Raw genomic sequence first — 22,728 nt, forward strand, 5'->3', positions numbered from 1 at the left:
GGCTCGGTACTCATCAGTAAACAATTCGGTTCGGATCGATCGCACCCTTCGACTCAATGGGTGCGCGTCACTTTGCTCAAGTGCCGTGGCTGGTCCGGGTCCATGCCTCGGGCGACGGCCAAACCAGCCGCCATCACATAGAAACTCTGGATCGCCAGAATCGGATCAAGGGCCGGGTGTTCGGCGCGGGTCAGGGTCAGGTCGCGTTCACTGACGTCATCCGGTGCGGCCAGCAATACACGGGCGCCGCGCTGGCGCATGTCGGCGGCCAGGCTGAGCAAACCGGCCTGTTCGGCACCGCGCGGGGCGAACACCAGCAATGGGTATTGCTCGCCGATCAAGGCCATCGGGCCGTGCCGGACTTCGGCACTGCTGAAGGCTTCGGCCTGGATCGCCGAGGTTTCCTTGAACTTCAGTGCGGCTTCCTGGGCGATGGCGAAACCGGCGCCACGGCCGATCACCATCAGGCGTTCGCAATCGCGCAGGGCGTCGATGGCCAGGCTCCAGTCCTGTTGCGCCGCCTCGCGCAGGCCTTCCGGCAGGGCGTTGCCGGCCTCCAGCAATTCCACATCTTCTTTCCAGTGGGCGATCAAGCGTGCGCTGGCGCTGAGGGTGGCGATAAAACTCTTGGTGGCCGCGACGCTGCTTTCGGTGCCGGCCAACAGTGGCAGGCTGAATTCACACGCGGCTTCCAGCGGCGAGTCCGCCGCGTTGACCATCGAAATGCTCAAGGCGCCACGCTTGCGCAACAGACGCAGGCTGTTCACCAAATCCGGACTTTGCCCCGATTGCGAGAAGGCGAACGCCACCTGGCCGCTGACCTTCAACGGCGCTTGCTGCATGGTCACCACCGACATCGGCAACGACGCCACCGGAATCCCCAGTTGCTGCATGGTCAGGTAGGCGAAGTAACTCGCCGCGTGGTCGGAGCTGCCCCGGGCCACGGTCATCGCCACTTGCGGCGGCTGACGGCGCAGGCGCCCGGCGATCTCGATCATCTGCGGGTCCAGTTGCTGCAATTGGGCTTGCACGGCCTCGAACGAGGACAGCGCCTCTTCAAGCATTTTTGAAGTCAATGTCTTCTCCTTCGACCATGACGGCGGTCAGTGTGAGTGAGCGATCCAGCCGCACGCAGTCGGCCCAGGCACCGGGTTCCAGGCGCCCGCGTTCGTTAATACCGAGGTAGTCGGCGGGGAATTGCGAAAGGCGTTGTGAGGCTTCGGCAATCGGCAAACCGATCTTCACCAGGTTGCGCAGGGCCTGATCCATGGTCAGGGTGCTGCCTGCCAAAGTGCCGTCGGCCAGGCGCACGCCGCCCAGGCACTTGGTCACGGTGTGGCTGCCGAGCTTGTATTCACCGTCGGGCATGCCGGCGGCGGCGGTGGAATCGGTGACGCAATACAGGCACGGGATCGAGCGCAGGGCCACGCGCATGGCGCCGGGATGCACGTGCAGCAGATCCGGAATCAGCTCGGCGTATTTGGCGTGTGCCAGAGCCGCGCCGACGATGCCGGGCTCGCGGTGATGCAGCGGGCTCATGGCGTTATAGAGGTGGGTGAAACTGCTGGCGCCGGCCTCCAGCGCCGCCACGCCTTCCTCGTAACTGCCGAGGGTGTGGCCGATTTGCATGCGCACGCCACGGGCGCTGAGGGCGCGGATCAAGGCGTCGTGGCCGGCGATTTCCGGGGCGATGGTGATGACGCGGATTGGCGCGAGTGCCAGGTACGCCTCGACTTCGGCCATCAACGCGGTGTGGGCGAAGTTCGGTTGGGCCCCGAGTTTGCCGGGGTTGATGTACGGGCCTTCGAGGTGCACGCCGAGGACCCGGGCGCTGCCGGTCGGGCGCTGCTCGCAGAACTCGCCGACGGCTTTGAGCACGCTGGAAATCTCTTCGCTCGGCGCGGTCATGGTGGTGGCCAGCAGCGAGGTGGTGCCGAAACGCACGTGGGTTTTGGTGATGGTTTCGAAGGCGCTCGCGCCTTCCATGATGTCTTTGCCACCGCCGCCATGAACGTGCAGGTCGATGAAACCCGGCAGCAGGTAAGGCAGGTCGTTGTCGGCCGGGTCGCAAGGCACGCCTTCGATGGACACGACTTTGCCGTGTTGGTGAATCAGCCGGCCGCGAACCCAGCCGTGGGCGGTGAGGATGTTGTCTTCGGACATTTCGGTTCTCGCTGTTTGGCGACTTCGCCCGGTTTAGCGGCGAAGCTCTGCGACAAAGTCGTAGTAGTCGTTGCGGCAATAGGTGTCGGTGACTTCGATGGGCGTGTTGTCTTCCAGGTAGCCAACCCGGGTCATCAGCAACATGGCGGTGCCGGGGGCGATGCCCACCAGCGCGGCGAATTCGTCCGAGGCGTTGATCGCCTGGATGTGTTGCAAGGCGCGGACAATCGGTTTGCCGATACCGTCGAGGTATTCGTAGAGGGAATCGCCCACCGCTTGCGGCTTGGGGATGATCGAAGCGGGCAGGGTGCTCATCTCGATGGCCATCACCGTGTCGTCGGCTTTGCGCAGGCGTTTGAGCCGCGCGACCTTGTCGTTGGGCGAGAGGCCGAGGCGGATCAGTTCTTCATGGGTCGGCGGGGTGATTTCCCGTTCCAGCCACTGCGAACCGGGGACGAAGCCTTTGAGGCGGAGCATTTCGCTGAAACCGGAGAGGCGCGACAGCGGTTGTTCCAGGCGCGGGGTGATGAAGGTGCCGGAACCCTGATTGCGCCGGATCAGGCCTTGTTCGAACAACACCTCCAGTGCCTTGCGTGCGGTGACGCGGGAAATGCCCAGCAATTCGCTGAGACTGCGCTCCGACGGCATGGCCTGCTCGGCTTTCCACTGGCCGGCGTGGATCGCCGCTTCCAGATTGCGCGCCAGTTGCAGGTACAGCGGCGTCGGCTGGGTGTCGTCAGGACGTAGGGCCTGGATGTCATTCATGTAGGTCTTTTCCGATGCGGATATTGGATTGTTGTCGCCCGGTTGTAGGACGGAAGCTAATACCACTTAAATACCATGTCAATCAGACCACTTTGCTTGAGACGCAGCAAAACCGGGGCTTATGGGCTTGTTTGGAGGGGGATGGTTTGAAGTGGTATTAGCGGTGGGGGTTTTGGAAGCAAAGATCGCAGCCTTCGGCAGCGCCTACAAAGAGAATTGGTATCAACCCTGTAGGCGCTGCCGAAGGCTGCGATCTTTTGATTTATTTTTTCGAAGGGCGACGGAAGGTAGCGGGCAGACCACAGATTTGATCGTTCCCACGCTCTGCGTGGGAATGCCTCAAGGGACGCTCTGCGTTCCAGCTTTCGAATGGGACGCGGAGCGTCCCGGGCTGCATTCCCACGCGGAGCGTGGGAACGATCATGCGAAGGGGATTACGGCCGAATCTCAATCATCGTGCCATCCGGCACCAATCCCCACACCTCGCGCATGTCCATGTTGCGCATGGCGATGCAGCCGTCGGTCCAGTCCAGGGTGTGGAACAGGTTTTCCGGGTAGTCATAGGTGTCGGGGGTGCCGTGGATCATGATCATGCCGCCCGGGTTGACCCCTTCGCGCCGGGAGCGGTCGGCATCGTCACGGTTGGGATAAGAGATGTGCATCGCCAGGTTGAAACGGTCGCTGACCTTGCGCCAGTCCACCCAGTAAAAACCCTCGGGTGTGCGCTTGTCGCCTTCCATCAGCTTCGTGCCCCGTGGGTTTTTGCCCAGGGAAATGCGGTAGGTGCGCAGCGGTTTGCCGTCGGCGATCAATTGCAGTTGATGGGCGGATTTGAGCACCAGCACTTTTTCGATGGGTTTGCCGTCCAGAGTGACCACGGTGGAGGCCTGGGACACCACAACGAACGACAGGCAAAACAAGGCAAGCAACCAGCGCATTGAAACGATATCCCTAGAGGTGTCGCGACTATTTATAAGTTGGAATTCAGTAAGAGCTTAGATGATGGCGGGTTGCGCAAGCGGTGGAATCGACTCGGAACGCACCGGGTAGACCTCCGTCTGCCGGTCAGCGAAGAAGCATTCTAAGGTACGGCCCACCGTGCGGAAAGCCAGCTCTGACCAAGGGATGTCGGCTTCATCGAACAGCATGACTTCCAGGCTCTCGGGGCCGGCAGCAAAGTCCAGGTCCACCAGTTCGGCGCGGAAGAATACGTGCACCTGACTGATGTGCGGCACGTCGATCAGCGTATAGATGCTCAGGTTACGCACTCGGGCGCAGGCTTCTTCGGCGGTCTCGCGCACGGCGGCCTGCTCGATGGTCTCGCCGTTTTCCATGAAACCGGCGGGCAGGGTCCAGTAACCGAGGCGCGGCTCGATGGCGCGGCGGCACAACAACACCTTCGAGCCCCAGGTCGCCACGCAACCGGCGACGATATTGGGGTTCTGGTAGTGAATGGTCTGACAGCTGTCACAGACAAAACGCAGGCGCGAATCGCCTTCGGGAATGCGCTGGGTGACCGGGTTACCGCACTGACTGCAAAATTTCATGCTTGGGTTCCTGGAGGCTGCGCCTATCTTGGCGTGCGGCGGTGTCAGTCGGCAAGTTGTCGTTTCGCGACATGGCGCAGTTCGGGGGTTGGGCGGTCGGTTCTATTGGTGCATGATGCGAGGTAGCCAACAGATCGAGAGCACTCATGCTGGACGAGCTACTTCACCGGGTAAGCAACCACACGCCGAAAACGCTGGAAACCGATAAACGTTTCCCCGAAGCCGCGGTACTGGTGCCGATCACTCGCAGCGATGAACCGGAACTGGTGCTGACCCTGCGCGCCAGCGGGCTCTCGACCCATGGCGGCGAAGTCGCCTTCCCCGGCGGACGGCGCGACCCCGAAGACCCCGACCTGATCTTCACCGCCCTGCGCGAAGCCGAAGAAGAAATCGGCCTGCCACCGGGCCTGGTCGAAGTGATCGGCCCGCTCAGCCCGCTGATTTCCCTGCATGGCATCAAGGTCACGCCTTATGTCGGTGTCATTCCTGATTACGTCGAATACCTGGCCAACGATGCCGAAATCGCGGCGGTGTTCAGCGTGCCCCTGGAGTTCTTCCGCAAGGACCCGCGGGAACACACGCACCGCATCGATTACCAGGGCCGCAGTTGGTACGTGCCGAGCTATCGCTACGGCGAATACAAGATCTGGGGTTTGACGGCGATCATGATCGTCGAGTTGATCAACCTGCTGTATGACGCCGACATCAGCCTGCACCGTCCCCCGAAAAGCTTTATCAATACCTGAATCCGAACCCGCGGCTGCCTGAGCCTTGAGGACTACACGATGAAATATCGCCTGGGCGATGCCCGCGTCGAAACCCATCCGCAGAGTTGGGTCGCCCCCAACGCCGTGCTGGTGGGCAAGGTCAAACTGGAAGAGGGCGCCAACGTCTGGTTCAACGCCGTGCTGCGCGGCGACAACGAACTGATCCTGATCGGCAAGAACAGCAACGTCCAGGACGGCACCGTGATGCACACCGACATGGGCTACCCACTGACCATCGGCACCGGCGTGACCATCGGCCACAACGCCATGCTCCACGGCTGCACCGTGGGCGACTACAGCCTGATCGGCATCAACGCCGTGATCCTCAACGGCGCGAAAATCGGCAAGAACTGCATCATCGGCGCCAACTCGCTGATCGGCGAAGGCAAGGAGATCCCGGACGGTTCGCTGGTCATGGGCTCGCCGGGCAAGGTGGTGCGCGAACTCACCGAGCCGCAGAAGAAAATGCTCGAAGCCAGCGCCGCCCACTACGTGCACAACTCGCAGCGCTATGCCCGCGACCTGGCCGAGCAGGAAGAATGAACGCCCCCGAACGACCGGTGCTATCGCCCTGCGTGAACATCTGCGCACTGGACGACGACGATATCTGCACCGGATGCCAGCGCACGGTGGAAGAGATCACCCGTTGGAGCCGGATGGACAACGAAGAGCGGCGCAAGGTGTTGGGTTTGTGTCATGAGCGGGCCAAATCCAGTGGGCTGCTTTGGATGATCGGGGCCAAATCGGATAAATGAGGTGCGGCCTTCGCGGGCAAGCCTCGCTCCTACAGAACCGGGGCGTTCCGCAAGTGACCGCCACAATACCGTAGGAGCGAGGCTTGCCCGCGAAGAGGCCCTCACGACCACCCCATCTCTTGGCCCAACCTCATTCCCTGAAGTACCCTGTGCGCCAAACTGACAGGTATTCCCAAGCCCCCATGCTCTTCCTGATTTCTTACATCAGCAGCGTCGTGCTGATCAACTACGCCTTTTCCACCGCCCCGCACCTGGACATCATCTGGTCGGCCTGGGGCGGGTTGGTGTTTGTGCTGCGCGACATGGTGCAAACCCGCTTCGGCCATGGCGCCATCGCCGCGATGCTGGCGGCGCTGGTGTTGTCCTACGTCACGTCCGATCCGTCCATCGCCCTGGCCAGCGCCACGGCGTTCGCGGTGTCCGAGTGCATCGACTGGCTGGTGTTCAGCATCACCAAGCGCCCGTTGCACGATCGCCTGTGGATAAGTTCGGCCCTGAGCATTCCCCTCGACACCTTCATCTTCTTCGGCATGATCGACGCCTTCACCCCGGCCGTGATCCTCACCGCCATGGGCTCGAAGTTCGCCGGTGTGACGGTCGTGTGGCTGATCATGGCCTGGCGCTTGCGCAAACAGGCCGTCGCCGGCTGAAGCCAAACCTCGCAGTTCATGTAAAATGCCGCGCTTTCTCCCCATGGGAAGCGCGCCTGGCGCTGCGACCCTCGATGATCCGCTTCTTTGAGGACCTTCAGATGACCCGTATCGGAACTCCATTGTCGCCAACCGCGACCCGCGTATTGCTGTGTGGCTGTGGCGAGTTGGGCAAGGAAGTGGTGATCGAGCTGCAACGCCTGGGTGTTGAAGTGATTGCCGTGGACCGCTACGCCAACGCGCCGGCCATGCAAGTCGCCCATCGCAGCCATGTGATCAACATGCTCGATGGCGCCGCCCTGCGGGCCGTGATCGAAGCCGAGAAGCCGCACTTCATCGTGCCGGAAATCGAAGCCATCGCCACCGCGACCCTGGTCGAACTGGAAGCCGAAGGCTTCACCGTGATCCCGACCGCGCGCGCCGCGCAGTTGACCATGAACCGCGAAGGCATCCGTCGCCTGGCCGCCGAAGAGCTGGACCTGCCGACTTCGCCGTACCACTTCGCCGACACTTTCGAGGACTACAGCAAGGCCGTTGAAGACCTGGGCTTCCCCTGCGTCGTCAAACCCGTGATGAGTTCGTCGGGCAAAGGCCAGAGCCTGCTGCGCAGCACCGCAGACGTGAAAACCGCCTGGGATTACGCCCAGGAAGGCGGCCGCGCCGGCAAAGGTCGGGTAATCGTCGAGGGTTTTATCGATTTCGACTACGAAATCACCCTCCTGACCGTGCGCCACATCGGTGGCACCACGTTCTGCGCACCGGTCGGCCACCGTCAGGAGAAGGGCGACTACCAGGAATCCTGGCAGCCACAAGCCATGAGCCCGATTGCCCTGGCCGAATCCGAGCGCGTCGCCAAAGCCGTGACCGAGGCCTTGGGTGGCCGTGGTCTGTTTGGCGTCGAGCTGTTCATCAAAGGTGATCAGGTGTGGTTCAGCGAAGTGTCGCCGCGCCCGCATGACACTGGCCTGGTGACCCTGATTTCCCAGGACCTGTCGCAATTTGCGCTGCACGCACGGGCGATTCTGGGCCTGCCGATTCCATTGATCCGGCAGTTCGGTCCATCGGCGTCGGCGGTGATCCTGGTGGAAGGGCAGTCGACCCAGACCGCTTTCTCCAATCTGGGTGCTGCGCTGAGCGAGCCGGATACGGCGTTGCGTCTGTTCGGCAAGCCTGAAGTGAACGGCCAGCGCCGGATGGGCGTGGCGTTGGCGCGGGATGAGTCGATTGAAGCGGCGCGCGCCAAGGCAACTCGTGCTTCGCAGGCTGTTGTAGTCGAGTTGTAAGGCTACAAAGATCGTTCCCACGCTCTGCGTGGGAATGCCTCAACGGACGCTCCGCGTCCGCTTTGGGGACGCGGAGCGTCCCTGGCTGCATTCCCACGCGGAGCGTGGGGAACGATCCTTATGAGACCCGATTCAAATCGTTATGCCGCGTTTCTTTCAGGCACAACACCGCAATCAAACTCAGCACCGCCGCCCCCGACACATACCCGCCGACATAACTCAAACCGCCCATCGCCACCAGTTTCTGCGCAAAGAACGGCGCCGCCGAGGCCCCGACAATGCCGCCCAGGTTGTACGCCGCTGACGCTCCGGTGTACCGCACGTGGGTCGGAAACAGCTCTGGCAACAACGCGCCCATCGGCGCAAATGTCACGCCCATCAGAAACAGCTCAATGCACAGGAACAGTGCCACGCCCCAGGTCGTGCCGTGGGTCAGCAGCGGTTCCATCAGAAAACCGGACAAAATCGCCAGCACGCCACCAATGATCAACACCGGTTTGCGCCCGTAACGGTCACTGGCCCAGGCGGACAAAGGCGTGGCGGCGGCCATGAACAGCACCGCAAAACACAGCAGCGCGAGGAAGGTTTCCCGGGTGTAGCCGAGGGTCGACACCCCGTAGCTCAGGGAAAACACGGTCGAGATGTAGAACAGCGCGTAGCAGACCACCATCGACCCGGCACCCAGCAACATCGGCGCCCAGTACTGGCTGAACAGCTCGACCAGCGGAATCTTCACCCGCTCCTGGCGCGCCATCGCGTTGGCGAACACTGGGGTTTCGTGGAGTTTGAGGCGCACATACAGGCCGACCATCACCAGCACCGCGCTCAACAGAAACGGAATCCGCCAGCCCCACGAGCGGAACTGATCGTCGCTCAGCGTCATCGCAAGCGTCAGGAACAACCCATTAGCCGCGAGGAAACCGATCGACGGGCCCAACTGCGGGAACATGCCGAACCAGGCACGTTTGCCCTTGGGGGCGTTCTCCGTCGCCAGCAGCGCCGCGCCGCCCCATTCGCCACCCAACCCCAGCCCTTGGCCGAAGCGCAACACGCACAGCAGAATCGGCGCCCAGGCTCCGATGCTGTCGTAGCCCGGCAACACGCCGATCAACGTCGTGCAGACACCCATCAACAGCAGGGAAGCGACCAACGTCGACTTACGCCCGATACGGTCACCGAAGTGGCCAAACAGCGCCGAACCCAGTGGCCGCGCCAGGAACGCGATGCCAAAGGTGAGAAACGCCGAAAGCATCTGCGCGGTGCCGGAGGTCTGCGGAAAGAACACCGGCCCGATCACCAGCGCGGCGGCGGTGGCATAGACGTAGAAATCGTAGAACTCGATGGCGGTGCCGATGAAACTCGCCGTGGCCACGCGGGTGGCGGAGTTCGTCGGCTGGGCAGGCGTGGTATCGCTATAAGCGGTGCTGGTCGTCATGCGGTGATCCCTGACAGTCATGCTCCAGTGGAGCGAATTATTATGGTCGAACACCCAGGGATGTGGGTTTAACGCGGCGTGCGGGTAGCACGGGGGTAGGGCGGCGCTTGGGTAAGCGGCTCGATTATAGGAAGGCGGCTAACGATCAAACAAGGGGGCAAGGGGTGGTGGTGGCTTTTGTGGCGAGGGGGTTTACCCCCGTTCGGCTGCGAAGCAGTCGTAAAGTCGACGGACGCGGTGCATCAGATTAAACACGGTTGCAGGTTTTGGCACTGCTTCGCAGCGCAACGGGGGTAAATCCCCTCTCCACAAAAGCACCTTTCCACAAGAGGCCGTGTCAGGTTTTGGAGAGCACCGGCACCGAACTGGTATGCCAGACCAACACCCGCGTCACCCGATTATCCTCAGTCTCGAGAATCTCCAGTCGATAGCGCCCGATCTTCAGGCACACCGCGCTCTCCGGGATAGTCTCCAGTGCCTCGGTGACCAAGCCGTTAAGGGTTTTCGGGCCATCGCTGGGCAGGTGCCAGCCCAGGCTCTTGTTCAGTTCGCGAATCGACGCCGCGCCCTCGATCACCAGTCGCCCATCGGCCTGTGGATGAATATGCGGGTTGTCCAGGCTGTGCTCGCTTTCGAACTCGCCGACGATTTCTTCGAGGATGTCTTCCAGGGTCACGATGCCGAGCACTTCGCCGTACTCGTCCACCACCATGCCCAGACGCCGCTGTTGCTTGTGGAAGTTCAGCAACTGCAACTGCAGCGGCGTGCTTTCCGGCACGAAGTAGGGTTCGTGGCAGGCCGCGAGCAGCGCTTCCAGGGTCAAGGTGGCATCCGGCAACAGATGACGGATCTGTCGGGTGTTGAGCACCGCTTCGACCTGGTTGATGTCGCTGTGGAACACCGGCAGGCGTGTGCGCCGGTTGTTGCGCAACTGCTCGATGATTTCTTCGAGCGAATCGTCGAGGTTGATCCCGTCGACGTCACTGCGTGGCACCAGGATGTCGTTGACCGTGATGTTGTCCAGCGCGTGGATGCCCGACAGCGCATGGGGGCGGATGGGCGCGTGTTCATGTTCGTCGTGGCGATCCACCGGCGCCTCGTCTTCGCTCTGTTGCACCACTTTGACCTTGCGGGCGAAGGGGCGTGTCAGCAACTGGCTGATGCCATTGAGCAGCCAGGCGGCGGGGTAGATGATTTTCAGCGGCACGCCGAGCAGGGTGTTGCCCAGGCTCAGGATCGTGTCCGGATAGCGCACGGCGAGGGTGCGCGGCAGGTAGTCGGCGAACACCAGCAGGATCACACCGGCGCCGATGCCAGCGACCCACGGACCGTTCTCTGCCCAGGTGAAAATCGCCAGCAAGGTGCTGATGACCATCGCCAGCGCACGGCACAGGGTGTTGCAGAGAATCAGGCTGTTGAGCGGGAAGCTCAGCTTCGCCACCGGCTTATCGCTGGAGCGCGACGCGGTGCGTTGGGCCAACAAATGTTGTTGCGCGACTTCGATGGCGGTAAACAGCCCCGACCACAAAATCAGCAGGGCGATCACTGCAAGCATCGGCCCTATGGGCAAGTCGTCCATTTTTGCCGCCCGTCAGATGTGCAGAATGTATTCACGAACCAGCTTGCTGCCGAAATAGGCCAGCATCAGCAGGCAGAAACCGGCGAGGGTCCAGCGGATCGCCTTGTGCCCGCGCCAGCCGAGGCGATTACGGCCCCACAGCAACACGCTGAACACGATCCAGGCCAGGCAGGCCAGCAGGGTCTTGTGCACCAGGTGCTGGGCAAACAGGTTCTCGACGAACAGCCAGCCAGAAATCAGCGACAGCGACAGCAGGGTCCAGCCGGCCCAGAGAAAGCCGAACAACAGGCTTTCCATGGTTTGCAGCGGCGGGAAGTTCTTGATCAGCCCGGACGGGTGCTTGTGCTTGAGCTGGTGATCCTGCACCAACAGCAGCAACGCCTGGAACACCGCAATGGTGAACATGCCGTAGGCCAGGATCGACAAGAGAATGTGGGCGAGAATGCCCGGTTCTTCGTCGATGATCTGCACGGTGCCGGCGGGAGCGAACTGCGCCAGCAGCACCGTTGCCAGCCCCAGCGGGAACAGCAGGATCAGCAGGTTCTCCACCGGGATCCGAGAGCAGGCGATCAGGGTCAGGGCGATGACCGCCGCAGCAATCAGACTGGCAGCACTGAAGAAGTCCAGGCCCAGGCCGATCGGCGTCAGCAAGTGGGTAAACAGGCTGGCGCTGTGAGCCAGCACGGCCAGTACGCCGAGCGTGACCAGCAGGCGTTTGTTCGCCTTGGCACCGGAAGCCAGGCGAGTGCCCTGATAGAGAGTCGCAGCGGCATATAAGCAGGCGGCGGCGAGAGTGGTAAGCAAACTGGGTGACAAGGGGAGCATAAATCCTGTTAGGCAAGCCCGAAAGGCGCTGAGTTTGGCATAGAACCCACATCACACGAAAGTGCGAGGTGTCCGCCAGACGCAGTCTTCGCTATAATCCGCGACCTGCCCACGCCGCAGGCTCGCCGAGCACATGTTTATTCCGGTCTGGGCCGCCATTATCCCGGTCTACACAGGGCCTGAAAGGATCGCGCAATGTTTGAAAACTTAACCGACCGTCTCTCGCAGACGCTGCGCCATGTCACCGGCAAGGCCAAGCTGACCGAAGACAACATCAAAGACACCCTGCGCGAAGTGCGCATGGCGTTGCTCGAAGCCGACGTCGCCCTGCCGGTGGTCAAGGACTTCGTCAATTCGGTCAAGGAACGCGCCGTCGGCACCGAGGTGTCGCGCAGCCTGACGCCGGGCCAGGCCTTCGTGAAGATCGTCCAGGCCGAACTCGAAAGCCTGATGGGCGCGGCCAACGAAGACTTGAACCTGAGCGCCGTTCCGCCAGCCGTCGTACTGATGGCCGGTTTGCAGGGCGCGGGTAAAACCACCACCGCCGGTAAACTTGCGCGCTTCCTTAAAGAGCGCAAGAAGAAGACCGTCATGGTCGTGTCTGCGGACGTATACCGTCCGGCGGCGATCAAGCAGCTGGAAATGCTCGCCGGTGAAGTGGGCGTTACCTTCTTCCCGTCCGACCTGAGCCAGAAGCCGGTCGACATCGCGCAAGCCGCTATTAAAGAAGCGCGGCTGAAATTCATCGACGTGGTCATCGTCGATACCGCCGGTCGTCTGCACATCGACGAAGAGATGATGGGCGAGATCAAGGCGCTGCATGCCGCGATCAACCCGGTCGAAACCCTGTTCGTGGTCGATGCCATGACCGGCCAGGATGCCGCCAACACGGCCAAGGCCTTCGGCGACGCACTGCCACTGACCGGTGTGATCCTGACCAAGGTCGACGGCGACGCCCGTGGCGGTGCCGCGCTGTCGGTGCGTGCCATCACCGGCAAGCCGATCAAGTTCATCGGTATGGGCGAGAAGAGCGAAGCGCTCGAACCGTTCCACCCTGAGCGTATTGCTTCGCGCATCCTCGGCATGGGCGACGTACTCAGCCTGATCGAACAGGCCGAGCAGACCCTCGACAAGGACAAGGCCGACAAACTGGCCAAGAAGCTGAAGAAGGGCAAGGGCTTCGACCTCGAAGACTTCCGCGATCAACTGCAACAGATGAAGAACATGGGCGGCCTCGGCGGCCTCATGGACAAACTGCCGAACATCGGCGGTGTGAACCTGGCGCAAATGGGTAATGCCCAAGGCGCGGCAGAGAAACAATTCAAGCAGATGGAAGCCATCATCAATTCCATGACCCCGGCCGAGCGCCGCGACCCTGAACTGATCAGCGGTTCGCGCAAACGTCGGATCGCCATGGGTTCCGGCACCCAGGTGCAGGACATCGGCCGCTTGATCAAGCAGCACAAGCAGATGCAGAAGATGATGAAGAAATTCTCCGCAAAAGGCGGAATGGCCAAAATGATGCGCGGCATGGGCGGTATGTTGCCCGGCGGCGGCATGCCCAAGATGTAAAGATTCCGCGCCGGCAGTCATGTCGGCGCAGACCCGCAGCGATGCGGGAACTCCAGCAAACCCGCACTTGGCGGGAGCTGACTGGCCGTTTTCAACGACGGCTCTATAGCAAATCTTGATGGCGACCGGAAGGCCGCCGGAAAAAGACATTTGCAAAAGTCCGGATATTCCTTAGAATATGCGGCCTTTCGGGCACCTATGCCCGCTGTGCCTTTAGATTTGCAGCACCGACTACAGGAACGATGTTCACATGCTAACAATCCGTCTTGCCCTTGGCGGCTCCAAAAAGCGCCCGTTTTACCACTTGACCGTAACCGACAGCCGCAACCCGCGCGACGGTTCGCACAAGGAACAGGTTGGTTTCTTCAACCCTGTTGCTCGTGGTCAAGAAGTCCGTCTGTCCGTGAACCAAGAGCGCGTAGCCTACTGGCTGAGCGTTGGTGCACAACCTTCTGAGCGTGTTGCTCAGTTGTTGAAGGACGCTGCTAAGGCTGCGGCCTGAGCAATATGAACGCGACGCCTGCTGTTGCTGATGATTTGATCGTTATCGGCAAAATCTATTCTGTTCATGGCGTTCGCGGCGAAGTGAAGGTGTATTCCTTTACTGATCCAACAGAAAACCTCTTGCAATACAAAACCTGGACGCTCAAGCGCGAAGGCAGCGTAAAGCAGGTTGAGCTGGTCAGCGGACGCGGGAACGACAAGTTCCTGGTCGCAAAGCTCAAGGGTCTCGATGATCGTGAAGAAGCTCGTCTTCTGGCCGGTTATGAGATCTGCGTGCCGCGCAACCTGTTCCCTGATTTGACCGACGGCGAGTACTACTGGTACCAGCTCGAAGGTCTGAAGGTCATTGACCAACTCGGGCAATTGCTCGGGAAGATCGATCATCTTCTGGAAACCGGCGCCAATGATGTAATGGTGGTCAAGCCTTGCGCTGGCAGCCTGGACGATCGAGAACGCCTGTTGCCCTATACGGAGCAATGCGTGTTGGTAGTCGACCTTGCCGCAGGCGAGATGAAGGTGGAATGGGATGCGGACTTCTAAGCGTGGCTAACTTGCGCGTGGAAGTGATCAGTTTGTTTCCCGAGATGTTCTCCGCCATCAGCGAGTACGGCATCACCAGTCGTGCGGTGAAACAGGGGCTGTTGCAGCTCACCTGTTGGAATCCGCGAGACTACACGACGGATCGACATCACACTGTGGACGATCGCCCATTTGGCGGTGGCCCGGGCATGGTGATGAAGATCAAGCCCCTGGAAGATGCTCTGGTTCAGGCCAAGGCAGCAGCCGGGGAGGCGGCGAAGGTTATTTACCTGTCCCCCCAAGGCCGTCAACTGACTCAGTCGGCGGTGCGCGAGTTGGCGAATCTGGATGCATTGATCCTGATTGCCGGCCGCTATGAAGGCATTGACGAGCGTTTTATTGAAGCTCATGTCGATGAAGAGTGGTCGATTGGCGACTATGTACTGTCTGGCGGCGAGCTGCCGGCGATGGTCCTGATCGATGCGGTTACACGACTGCTGCCTGGAGCTTTAGGGCATGCGGACTCCGCCGAGGAAGATTCCTTTACGGATGGTCTGCTGGATTGCCCGCATTACACCCGACCGGAGGTGTATGCGGATCAGCGTGTTCCCGACGTGTTGCTTAGTGGCAATCACGCGCATATCCGGCGTTGGCGTTTACAGCAGTCCCTTGGTAGGACCTTTGAACGACGCGCCGATCTTCTGGAAAGCCGCTCGCTTTCTGGAGAAGAGAAGAAGCTGCTCGAGGAATACATCCGCGAGCGGGACGATAGTTAACAACGTATCGATGGTAAATCCGACGATTTACCTTAGGAGCACAGCATGACTAACAAAATCATTCTTGCACTCGAAGCAGAGCAGATGACCAAAGAGATCCCTACCTTTGCCCCGGGCGACACTGTTGTCGTTCAGGTGAAAGTAAAGGAAGGCGACCGTTCGCGTCTGCAAGCGTTCGAAGGTGTTGTTATCGCCAAGCGTAACCGCGGCGTAAACAGTGCATTCACCGTTCGCAAAATCTCCAACGGTGTTGGCGTAGAGCGTACTTTCCAGACCTACAGCCCGCAAATCGACAGCATGGCCGTTAAACGTCGCGGTGACGTACGTAAAGCCAAGCTGTACTACCTGCGTGACCTGTCCGGTAAAGCAGCTCGCATCAAGGAAAAACTGGCTTAAGTCCAGCTTCCGATGCAGAAAAAAGCAGCCTTCGGGCTGCTTTTTTGTTGCCTGCGATTTACCCGATACAACCCTTACCCGTAGGAGCGAGGCTTGCCCGCGAAGGCGTCATATCAGCCAACATCAATGTTGAATGTAAGTCCGTCTTCGCGGGCAAGCCTCGCTCCTACAGGTGATCATGCCGTCACCGCAATTGCATCTGGCACTGTGAAGGCCTGTCCGGCTATGAAAGACTTGCCCCCAGTTTTCCCGTGACCTGAGCCTCTATGCCCGCCATCGACCACCCCCTGATAGACCAATTCCTCGACGCCCTGTGGCTGGAAAAAGGCCTCTCCGATAACACCCGCGATGCCTATCGCAGTGACCTGGCCCTGTTCAACGGCTGGCTACAGGAAAAGAATCTGGAGCTGATCAACGCCGGACGCGAATTGATCCTCGATCACCTGGCCTGGCGCCTCGAGCAAAACTACAAACCCCGCTCCACCGCCCGATTTCTCTCCGGCGTGCGTGGCTTTTATCGCTATTTGCTGCGGGAAAAGCTGATCGCCGTCGATCCGACGTTGCGCGTCGATATGCCGCAACTCGGTAGGCCGTTGCCCAAATCCCTGTCGGAAGCCGATGTCGAAGCGTTGCTGAATGCCCCGGACCTGAGCGAAGCCATCGGCCAGCGTGATCGCGCCATGCTGGAAGTGCTTTACGCCTGCGGCTTGCGGGTCACCGAGCTGATCAGCCTGACCCTGGAACAGGTCAACCTGCGCCAAGGCGTGTTGCGCGTGATGGGCAAGGGCAGCAAGGAACGGCTGGTGCCGATGGGCGAGGAGGCGATTGTCTGGGTCGAGCGCTATCTGCGTGACGGCCGTGGCGAACTGCTCGGCGGGCGGCCCAGTGACGTGATGTTCCCGAGCCAGCGCGGCGAGCAAATGACCCGTCAGACCTTCTGGCACCGCATCAAGCACCAGGCCAAGGTCGCCGGGATCGGCAAGTCGCTGTCGCCGCACACCCTGCGCCACGCGTTCGCCACGCACCTGCTCAACCACGGCGCGGACCTGCGGGTGGTGCAAATGCTGCTCGGCCACAGCGACCTGTCGACCACCCAGATCTACACCCACGTCGCCCGCGCCCGTTTGCAGGATTTGCACGCCAAACACCACCCGCGCGGCTAGTGGATCCTTTTTTGATCGACTGTGGCTCCCTCGCCACAATGAATGTTGCCAGTCGTATGTTGCCTGGTATCAGGTGCATTCGGCCCCACCAGCCTTATGTGGTAGGCTTTGCCGGTTTGCACGATGGGCGATTGTGACCCGGTGTTTCGGCACGGGCGTTCTGATCGTCCCATTTGTCCGCCTTCAGGAGTTCTCATGCGTCTGACCCCTATTTTCGCCGCCGCAGCCATTGCGTTGGTCAGCACCTTTGCCGTCGCCGATGATGCGGCCGACAAAGCCATTCGTAAAAGCCTGGAAAGCCTCCAGCTGGAAACCCCGATCGACAGCATCAGCGCCAGCCCGCTGGCCGGCCTGTACGAAGTCAAACTCAAGGGCAGTCGCGTGCTCTACGCCAGCGCCGACGGTCAGTACGTGATGCAGGGCTACATGTTCCAGCTCAAGGACGGCAAGCCAGTCAACCTGACCGAGAAAACCGAGCGCCTGGGCGTTTCCAAACTGGTCAACGACATCCCGGTCGCAGAAACCGTGGTCTACCCGGCGATCGGCGAAACCAAGTCGCACATCACCGTGTTCACCGACACCACCTGCCCGTACTGCCACAAGCTGCACGCCGAAGTGCCGGAGCTGAACAAGCGCGGCATCGAAGTGCGTTACGTCGCGTTCCCGCGCCAGGGCCTGGGTTCGCCGGGTGACGAACAGCTGCAAGCGGTCTGGTGCTCCAAGGACAAGAAAGCGGCCATGGACAAGATGGTCGATGGCAAGGAAATCAAGGCCGCCAAGTGCGATAACCCGGTTTCCAAGCAGTTCGCCCTCGGTCAGTCGATCGGCGTGAACGGCACGCCGGCCATCGTTTTGGCCGACGGCCAGGTCATTCCGGGCTACCAGCCTGCGCCACAAGTCGCCAAACTGGCGCTGGGCGCGAAATAATTCGCATCGTCACGGTCAGCCTTTGACGATCATGGTCTGGCGGCACTGTCCGCCGGGCCATTAATAGAGAGCCGCGAGCATGCGGTTGTTTTCACGGCCGGCCTTGCGTCGGCCGTTTTATGGGGAGTTCACAGTGAAACCGGTCAAAGTAGGCATCTGTGGGTTAGGGACCGTCGGTGGCGGTACCTTCAACGTACTTCAGCGCAACGCCGAGGAAATTGCTCGTCGTGCCGGGCGTGGAATCGAAGTGGCACAAATTGCCACGCGCACGCCAAAGCCTCAGTTCCAGACGACCGGTATTGCGATTACCAACGATGTGTTCGAAGTGGCCACGAACCCTGAGATCGACATCGTTATAGAGCTGGTGGGCGGCTACACCGTTGCCCGTGAGCTGGTACTCAAGGCCATCGAGAATGGCAAGCATGTGGTCACCGCGAACAAGGCACTGATCGCCGTTCACGGTAATGAAATTTTCGCCAAGGCGCGCGAGAAGGGCGTGATCGTGGCGTTCGAAGCGGCCGTGGCCGGTGGCATTCCGGTGATCAAGGCGATCCGTGAAGGCTTGTCCGCCAACCGTATCAACTGGGTCGCCGGCATCATCAACGGCACCGGCAACTTCATCCTCACCGAAATGCGTGAGAAGGGTCGCACCTTCGAAGACGTACTCGCCGAGGCGCAAGCCCTGGGTTACGCCGAAGCCGATCCGACCTTCGACGTCGAAGGCATCGACGCCGCCCACAAGCTGACGATCCTGGCGTCCATCGCGTTCGGCGTCCCGCTGCAATTCGACAAGGCCTACACCGAAGGCATCACTAAGCTGACTACCGCTGACGTGAACTACGCCGAAGCGCTGGGCTACCGCATCAAGCACCTGGGCGTGGCACGCAGCACCGCCGCCGGTATTGAATTGCGTGTACACCCGACGCTGATTCCGGCCGATCGTCTGATCGCCAACGTCAACGGCGTGATGAACGCGGTGATGGTCAACGGTGATGCGGCCGGTTCGACCCTGTTCTACGGCGCTGGCGCCGGCATGGAGCCGACGGCTTCGTCGGTGATCGCCGACCTGGTCGACGTGGTTCGCGCCATGACCTCCGACCCGGAAAACCGCGTACCGCACCTGGCCTTCCAGCCGGATTCGCTGTCGGCCCACCCGATCCTGCCGATCGAAGCCTGCGAAAGCGCGTACTACCTGCGGATCCAGGCCAAGGACCATCCAGGCGTGCTGGCCCAGGTGGCGAGCATCCTGTCGGAGCGCGGCATCAACATCGAATCGATCATGCAGAAGGAAGTCGAAGAACACGACGGCCTGGTGCCGATGATCCTGCTGACCCACCGTGTGCTGGAACAGCACATGAACGATGCGATCACCGCCCTGGAAGCCCTGGCGGGTGTCGTCGGTCCGGTTGTACGGATCCGTGTCGAACATCTGAATTGAATTGAAGCAGCGGCAAGTGGCAAGCTTCAAGCTGTAAGTAAAAGCCAATCTGCTTTTGTCTTGCCGCTTGTAGCTTGCAACTTGTCGCTCAAACCGAAGGTTTGCCCCTATGCGCTATATCAGTACCCGCGGCCAGGCACCGGCCCTGAATTTCGAAGACGTTCTGCTGGCCGGTCTGGCCACGGACGGCGGCCTGTATGTGCCGGAATGCCTGCCACGTTTCACCCAGGAAGAAATCGCCTCCTGGGCCGGCCTGCCGTATCACGAACTGGCCTTCCGGGTGATGCGCCCATTCGTGGCCGGCAGCATTCCCGATGCCGATTTCAAAAAGATCCTTGAAGAGACTTACGGCGTGTTCGCCCACAGCGCCGTGGCCCCGTTGCGTCAGTTGAACGGCAACGAATGGGTGCTTGAGCTGTTCCACGGCCCGACCCTGGCATTCAAGGACTTCGCCCTGCAACTGCTCGGTCGCCTGCTCGACTACACGCTGGAAAAACGCGGCGAGCGCGTGGTGATCGTTGGCGCCACCTCCGGTGATACCGGCTCGGCCGCCATCGAAGGCTGCAAGCACTGCGAAAACGTCGACATCTTCATCCTGCACCCGCACAACCGCGTGTCCGAAGTGCAGCGTCGCCAGATGACCACCATCTTCGGCGAGAACATCCACAACATCGCCATCGAAGGCAACTTCGATGACTGCCAGGAAATGGTCAAGAACAGCTTCGCCGACCAGAGCTTCCTCAAGGGCACGCGCCTGGTGGCGGTGAACTCGATCAACTGGGCGCGGATCATGGCCCAGATCGTTTACTACTTCCACGCAGCCCTGCAGTTGGGTGGCCCGGCGCGTTCGGTGTCGTTCTCGGTGCCCACCGGCAACTTCGGCGACATCTTCGCCGGTTACCTGGCGCGCAACATGGGCCTGCCGATCAACCAGTTGATCGTCGCCACCAACCGCAACGACATCCTGCACCGCTTCATGAGCGGCAATCAGTACGTCAAGGAAACCCTGCACGCCACGCTGTCGCCGTCGATGGACATCATGGTGTCGTCGAACTTCGAACGCCTGCTGTTCGACCTGCACGGTCGCAACGGCGCGGCGATTGCCGGCCTGATGGACAACTTCAAGCAGGGCGGTGGCTTCAGCGTCGAGCAAGAGCGCTGGACCGAAGCGCGCAAGCTGTTCGATTCCCTGGCCGTGGATGACGCACAAACCTGCGAAACCATCGCCGAGGTCTACGAGCAGACCGGCGAGGTGCTGGACCCGCACACCGCCATCGGCGTCAAGGCTGCCCGCGAATGCCGTCGTAGCCTGGACATCCCGATGGTGATCCTCGGCACGGCCCATCCGGTCAAATTCCCGGACGCCGTGGAAAAAGCCGGTGTAGGAAAAGCTCTCGAACTACCTGCACATCTTTCTGATTTGTTTGAGAGAGATGAGCGTTGCACCGTGTTGCCAAATGACCTGAAGGCCGTGCAAGCCTTTGTCAGTCAGCATGGCAACCGCGGCAAGCCGCTTTAAGCCCGCAAAACTGTCACATTTTGAAGCCCGTCTCCTGACGGGCTTTTTTGTTTCTGCGTGCACACTTGTCGTGTTTTCGCCCCCGAAGGACGGGCGAGTTGATCACGAAGGAAGTGGCAATGTTGTTTTCAATAGGGTTGAAACCAGCCGCGTGCTGGGTTTTTTTGTTGAGCGTTATGGGCTTTGGCTCGTGCACGCTGGCCGCACAGTTGGTGGCCTATGAGGCCACCGAGTCAGTGAGTGTCAACGCCATTGAGCTGGATGCCCAGGAGCGACAATGGCTACGCGCGCATCCAAAGGTCATCGTCGCGTCGACGCAGTACCCGCTGTACCTGTTCAAGGACGAACACGGTCATTGGAGCGGCCTGAACAATGATGTGCTTAACCGCATCAGTGCGATGACGGGGCTGCATTTTGTCCATGAAGAATCGTTTTCCACCGATCAGTTGCTCGGGCGTCTGGAGAGCGGTGCGGCGGACATGAGCACGACGCTGGCGTTCAATGACGAGCGCAAGCAGTTCCTGGATTTCAGCCATGCCTTCGGCGGGTCTGCCTGGGTGTTGGTCGGGCGGGCCGGGGCACCGTTGTTGCAGTCGTTGGAACAGCTGTCGAAAAGGGTCTTGGTGCTGCCGGCCAGGCACGCCATGGAGGAAACCATTCGGCGTGACTATCCGGCCATCGAGCTGCGCACGGTCAAGACCTACGCCGAGGCTCGGGCGCTGGTGGAAAGCGGGGAGGCCTACGCCACCATCGAGAACGAAACCGGCGCGCAGCTCTATCCGATCGGACAGTTGAAGGTAGGCCATACCGTGGAAGGGTCGTGGGAAGCGGACCACTTGGCTGTACGCAAAGGGCAGCCGCAGTTGCTGAGTATTCTCAACAAGGCCCTTGAAGCCTTTCCACCGGCCGAGCTACGGGCCATTCGCCTGAAGTGGCTGGACGGCATTGCCCCCAAACCGGCGCTCACCTTCTGGCAGCGCGTGGCTCAGTTGGGCTGCTGGGGCATGTTTTTCGTCGGCCTGTTCGGTTTGCTTTCCTTGCTCTGGAACCGGCGACTGGCCGCGCTGGTCAAGCAACGCCGGGACGCCGAAAAAGACCTCAGTGATCAACTCGCCTTCCAGCATGCGTTGATCGACGCGATGCCCGACCCGGTGTTCGTGCGTGATCTGCAGGGGCGGCTGATCATGTGCAACAAAAGTTATGAGGAAGGTTTATCGACCCGCTTCGACCAGGTTCAGGGGCGACAGCTGATCGACGTCGACGTCTTGCCCCCGGAGACTGCGCAGATGTTGCATGCCGAGTTCATGGCCCAGCTCAATACGCATAAAACCCGGTTCAGTCAGCGCCAGTTACGGTTCAACAACGGTGTGAGGGATGTCTACCAGTGGACGGTGCCGTTTTACAGTGCCGACGGGCAACTGCGGGGGCTGGTGGGAGGGTGGACTGATATCGATCAGCGCAGGGGGTCGTGTCACTGCCGGGGGGCTTCGCAAGTTTAGGAATTGTCCTATGGGGTGCGACTCCTTTTCCGATGGGACGCTGAAGGAAGCTCTTCTAGAGTGTTCGACAACTGCGGTGAAAGTCCGCGAGTGTCGTTCCAGAGGTCGCCCATGCGCACGCTCAAAATCCTGATTCTTGAACACAATCCTTTCCAGATGATGGCACTGCACCAAATGCTCAACGCCATCGGGGTCTATGACGTGCTCACGGCGCCGTCCATGTCGGCGGCGCTGCGTTCCCTGGGGCGCCGGGGCGCGGTGGACATCGCGTTCTGCGACCCGCAACTCAAGGGGGGGGACGGGCTGGCACTGGTGCAGCATCTGGCGCAGCACCGTGAGGCGCGGGCGCTGATCCTGCTCGGCAACGTGGCGTCGAGCGTCATGTCGGACGTGACGGCCATGCTGGCGGACAACGAGGTGAAACTCCTGGGGCAGCTGCACACCCCCGTGTCCGCGGTGTTGATGCGCAGGCTGCTGGATGTCTATCTCCTGGAGTCGATGCTGCAAGCCAGGGCCTGAAACCGGCTGTTTTTTCCTTGTCATCTTTGCGGTGCATGCTCAATTTCCCCAGAGACGCAGGTACCGCTGCCATGCGGTATTCAGAACTTTCTTCTCGGGCCAGGGGTCATTAACTGTAGACACGCCC

General features: G+C 60.8%; 24 protein-coding genes. 16 read left to right on the top strand and 8 right to left on the bottom strand.

Features of this window, described 5'->3' with window-relative positions:
- Positions 1–53 precede the first annotated feature (53 nt).
- The 5 genes from ACY4LX_RS06620 to ACY4LX_RS06640 all read right to left on the bottom strand — a co-directional run bounded on the left by ACY4LX_RS06620 (position 54) and on the right by ACY4LX_RS06640 (position 4,475).
- Positions 54–1,076, bottom strand: coding sequence for an SIS domain-containing protein (locus ACY4LX_RS06620; protein WP_149657455.1), 1,023 nt, complete (start codon positions 1,074–1,076; stop codon positions 54–56).
- Entirely contained in the window at positions 1,057–2,163 is a 1,107-nt protein-coding gene (gene nagA, locus ACY4LX_RS06625) for an N-acetylglucosamine-6-phosphate deacetylase (RefSeq protein WP_463259480.1), read from the bottom strand. Before nagA ends, ACY4LX_RS06620 begins: the two co-directional genes overlap by 20 nt.
- 33 nt (positions 2,164–2,196) lie before the next feature.
- Positions 2,197–2,928, bottom strand: a complete 732-nt coding sequence (locus ACY4LX_RS06630) for a GntR family transcriptional regulator (RefSeq protein ID WP_123597016.1) — start codon at positions 2,926–2,928, stop codon at positions 2,197–2,199.
- A 434-nt stretch (positions 2,929–3,362) separates the two neighbouring features.
- Positions 3,363–3,866, bottom strand: coding sequence for a L,D-transpeptidase family protein (locus ACY4LX_RS06635; RefSeq protein WP_133837164.1), 504 nt, complete (start codon positions 3,864–3,866; stop codon positions 3,363–3,365).
- Between the two features lie 57 nt (positions 3,867–3,923).
- Positions 3,924–4,475, bottom strand: a complete 552-nt coding sequence (locus tag ACY4LX_RS06640; protein ID WP_149657453.1) for an NUDIX hydrolase — start codon at positions 4,473–4,475, stop codon at positions 3,924–3,926.
- A gap of 146 nt (positions 4,476–4,621) precedes the next feature.
- Between ACY4LX_RS06640 and ACY4LX_RS06645 the strand changes: the two genes are divergently transcribed.
- From ACY4LX_RS06645 to purT, 5 genes are all read left to right on the top strand, one after another.
- Positions 4,622–5,221 carry a CoA pyrophosphatase gene (locus ACY4LX_RS06645; protein ID WP_149657452.1) on the top strand — a complete coding sequence of 200 codons (600 nt, stop codon included), beginning with the start codon at positions 4,622–4,624 and terminating at the stop codon, positions 5,219–5,221.
- Between the two features lie 39 nt (positions 5,222–5,260).
- Positions 5,261–5,785, top strand: a complete 525-nt coding sequence (locus tag ACY4LX_RS06650) for a gamma carbonic anhydrase family protein (protein ID WP_027924900.1) — start codon at positions 5,261–5,263, stop codon at positions 5,783–5,785.
- Positions 5,782–5,997: a DUF1289 domain-containing protein gene (locus tag ACY4LX_RS06655; protein ID WP_149657451.1), complete on the top strand. Its 216-nt coding sequence runs from the start codon at positions 5,782–5,784 to the stop codon at positions 5,995–5,997. The genes ACY4LX_RS06650 and ACY4LX_RS06655 overlap by 4 nt, the downstream gene beginning before the upstream one ends.
- A gap of 182 nt (positions 5,998–6,179) precedes the next feature.
- The gene (locus tag ACY4LX_RS06660) at positions 6,180–6,647 is read left to right on the top strand and encodes a 7-cyano-7-deazaguanine/7-aminomethyl-7-deazaguanine transporter (RefSeq protein WP_133837168.1); all 468 of its coding nucleotides are present in this window, start codon (positions 6,180–6,182) and stop codon (positions 6,645–6,647) included.
- 101 nt (positions 6,648–6,748) lie between these two features.
- On the top strand, positions 6,749–7,930 hold the full coding sequence (gene purT / locus ACY4LX_RS06665; RefSeq protein ID WP_149657450.1) for a formate-dependent phosphoribosylglycinamide formyltransferase: 1,182 nt from the start codon (positions 6,749–6,751) through the stop codon (positions 7,928–7,930).
- A 118-nt stretch (positions 7,931–8,048) separates the two neighbouring features.
- Here purT and ACY4LX_RS06670 read toward each other — a convergent pair whose 3' ends face one another.
- The 3 genes from ACY4LX_RS06670 to ACY4LX_RS06680 all read right to left on the bottom strand — a co-directional run bounded on the left by ACY4LX_RS06670 (position 8,049) and on the right by ACY4LX_RS06680 (position 11,769).
- Entirely contained in the window at positions 8,049–9,365 is a 1,317-nt protein-coding gene (locus tag ACY4LX_RS06670; protein WP_429528691.1) for an MFS transporter, read from the bottom strand.
- Positions 9,366–9,702: 337 nt separating this feature from the next.
- Complete coding sequence (locus ACY4LX_RS06675; RefSeq protein ID WP_149657448.1) at positions 9,703–10,944, bottom strand: HlyC/CorC family transporter; 1,242 nt, start codon at positions 10,942–10,944, stop codon at positions 9,703–9,705.
- A 12-nt stretch (positions 10,945–10,956) separates the two neighbouring features.
- Positions 10,957–11,769, bottom strand: coding sequence for a cytochrome C assembly family protein (locus ACY4LX_RS06680; RefSeq protein WP_133837172.1), 813 nt, complete (start codon positions 11,767–11,769; stop codon positions 10,957–10,959).
- A 195-nt stretch (positions 11,770–11,964) separates the two neighbouring features.
- Between ACY4LX_RS06680 and ffh the strand changes: the two genes are divergently transcribed.
- The 11 genes from ffh (at position 11,965) to ACY4LX_RS06735 (ending at position 22,601) form a co-directional block, all read left to right on the top strand.
- Positions 11,965–13,341: a signal recognition particle protein gene (gene ffh / locus ACY4LX_RS06685; protein WP_149657447.1), complete on the top strand. Its 1,377-nt coding sequence runs from the start codon at positions 11,965–11,967 to the stop codon at positions 13,339–13,341.
- 250 nt (positions 13,342–13,591) lie between these two features.
- On the top strand, positions 13,592–13,843 hold the full coding sequence (gene rpsP / locus ACY4LX_RS06690; RefSeq protein WP_007944872.1) for a 30S ribosomal protein S16: 252 nt from the start codon (positions 13,592–13,594) through the stop codon (positions 13,841–13,843).
- Between the two features lie 5 nt (positions 13,844–13,848).
- A complete protein-coding gene (gene rimM, locus ACY4LX_RS06695) occupies positions 13,849–14,385 on the top strand; it encodes a ribosome maturation factor RimM (protein WP_149657446.1) in 537 nt (178 codons plus the stop codon).
- A complete protein-coding gene (gene trmD / locus ACY4LX_RS06700; protein ID WP_154503229.1) occupies positions 14,367–15,140 on the top strand; it encodes a tRNA (guanosine(37)-N1)-methyltransferase TrmD in 774 nt (257 codons plus the stop codon). The genes rimM and trmD overlap by 19 nt, the downstream gene beginning before the upstream one ends.
- Positions 15,141–15,185: 45 nt before the next feature.
- Positions 15,186–15,536: a 50S ribosomal protein L19 gene (gene rplS / locus ACY4LX_RS06705; protein ID WP_063322826.1), complete on the top strand. Its 351-nt coding sequence runs from the start codon at positions 15,186–15,188 to the stop codon at positions 15,534–15,536.
- Between the two features lie 266 nt (positions 15,537–15,802).
- Positions 15,803–16,699 carry a site-specific tyrosine recombinase XerD gene (xerD, locus tag ACY4LX_RS06710; protein WP_123405600.1) on the top strand — a complete coding sequence of 299 codons (897 nt, stop codon included), beginning with the start codon at positions 15,803–15,805 and terminating at the stop codon, positions 16,697–16,699.
- Positions 16,700–16,894: 195 nt separating this feature from the next.
- Complete coding sequence (dsbC, locus tag ACY4LX_RS06715) at positions 16,895–17,626, top strand: bifunctional protein-disulfide isomerase/oxidoreductase DsbC (RefSeq protein WP_133837175.1); 732 nt, start codon at positions 16,895–16,897, stop codon at positions 17,624–17,626.
- A gap of 133 nt (positions 17,627–17,759) precedes the next feature.
- Positions 17,760–19,064 (top strand): homoserine dehydrogenase, encoded by a 1,305-nt coding sequence (locus ACY4LX_RS06720; protein ID WP_463259481.1) that lies wholly within the window; start codon positions 17,760–17,762, stop codon positions 19,062–19,064.
- Between the two features lie 109 nt (positions 19,065–19,173).
- A complete protein-coding gene (gene thrC / locus ACY4LX_RS06725; RefSeq protein WP_123405607.1) occupies positions 19,174–20,583 on the top strand; it encodes a threonine synthase in 1,410 nt (469 codons plus the stop codon).
- A gap of 119 nt (positions 20,584–20,702) precedes the next feature.
- Complete coding sequence (locus ACY4LX_RS06730) at positions 20,703–22,082, top strand: transporter substrate-binding domain-containing protein (RefSeq protein WP_463259482.1); 1,380 nt, start codon at positions 20,703–20,705, stop codon at positions 22,080–22,082.
- 111 nt (positions 22,083–22,193) lie between these two features.
- Positions 22,194–22,601: a response regulator gene (locus ACY4LX_RS06735; protein ID WP_149657443.1), complete on the top strand. Its 408-nt coding sequence runs from the start codon at positions 22,194–22,196 to the stop codon at positions 22,599–22,601.
- Positions 22,602–22,728 lie beyond the last annotated feature (127 nt).

This window comes from Pseudomonas sp. Emmai (assembly GCF_055179735.1).

Coding starts and splice junctions, on each gene's coding strand:
- nagA (WP_463259480.1), bottom strand. CDS start 2,163: ATGTCCGAAGACAACATCCTCACCGCCCACGGCTGGGTTCGCGGCCGG.
- ACY4LX_RS06630 (WP_123597016.1), bottom strand. CDS start 2,928: ATGAATGACATCCAGGCCCTACGTCCTGACGACACCCAGCCGACGCCG.
- ACY4LX_RS06635 (WP_133837164.1), bottom strand. CDS start 3,866: ATGCGCTGGTTGCTTGCCTTGTTTTGCCTGTCGTTCGTTGTGGTGTCC.
- ACY4LX_RS06640 (WP_149657453.1), bottom strand. CDS start 4,475: ATGAAATTTTGCAGTCAGTGCGGTAACCCGGTCACCCAGCGCATTCCC.
- ACY4LX_RS06645 (WP_149657452.1), top strand. CDS start 4,622: ATGCTGGACGAGCTACTTCACCGGGTAAGCAACCACACGCCGAAAACG.
- ACY4LX_RS06650 (WP_027924900.1), top strand. CDS start 5,261: ATGAAATATCGCCTGGGCGATGCCCGCGTCGAAACCCATCCGCAGAGT.
- ACY4LX_RS06655 (WP_149657451.1), top strand. CDS start 5,782: ATGAACGCCCCCGAACGACCGGTGCTATCGCCCTGCGTGAACATCTGC.
- ACY4LX_RS06660 (WP_133837168.1), top strand. CDS start 6,180: ATGCTCTTCCTGATTTCTTACATCAGCAGCGTCGTGCTGATCAACTAC.
- purT (WP_149657450.1), top strand. CDS start 6,749: ATGACCCGTATCGGAACTCCATTGTCGCCAACCGCGACCCGCGTATTG.
- ACY4LX_RS06670 (WP_429528691.1), bottom strand. CDS start 9,365: ATGACGACCAGCACCGCTTATAGCGATACCACGCCTGCCCAGCCGACG.
- ACY4LX_RS06675 (WP_149657448.1), bottom strand. CDS start 10,944: ATGGACGACTTGCCCATAGGGCCGATGCTTGCAGTGATCGCCCTGCTG.
- ACY4LX_RS06680 (WP_133837172.1), bottom strand. CDS start 11,769: ATGCTCCCCTTGTCACCCAGTTTGCTTACCACTCTCGCCGCCGCCTGC.
- ffh (WP_149657447.1), top strand. CDS start 11,965: ATGTTTGAAAACTTAACCGACCGTCTCTCGCAGACGCTGCGCCATGTC.
- rpsP (WP_007944872.1), top strand. CDS start 13,592: ATGCTAACAATCCGTCTTGCCCTTGGCGGCTCCAAAAAGCGCCCGTTT.
- rimM (WP_149657446.1), top strand. CDS start 13,849: ATGAACGCGACGCCTGCTGTTGCTGATGATTTGATCGTTATCGGCAAA.
- trmD (WP_154503229.1), top strand. CDS start 14,367: ATGGGATGCGGACTTCTAAGCGTGGCTAACTTGCGCGTGGAAGTGATC.
- rplS (WP_063322826.1), top strand. CDS start 15,186: ATGACTAACAAAATCATTCTTGCACTCGAAGCAGAGCAGATGACCAAA.
- xerD (WP_123405600.1), top strand. CDS start 15,803: ATGCCCGCCATCGACCACCCCCTGATAGACCAATTCCTCGACGCCCTG.
- dsbC (WP_133837175.1), top strand. CDS start 16,895: ATGCGTCTGACCCCTATTTTCGCCGCCGCAGCCATTGCGTTGGTCAGC.
- thrC (WP_123405607.1), top strand. CDS start 19,174: ATGCGCTATATCAGTACCCGCGGCCAGGCACCGGCCCTGAATTTCGAA.
- ACY4LX_RS06730 (WP_463259482.1), top strand. CDS start 20,703: ATGTTGTTTTCAATAGGGTTGAAACCAGCCGCGTGCTGGGTTTTTTTG.
- ACY4LX_RS06735 (WP_149657443.1), top strand. CDS start 22,194: ATGCGCACGCTCAAAATCCTGATTCTTGAACACAATCCTTTCCAGATG.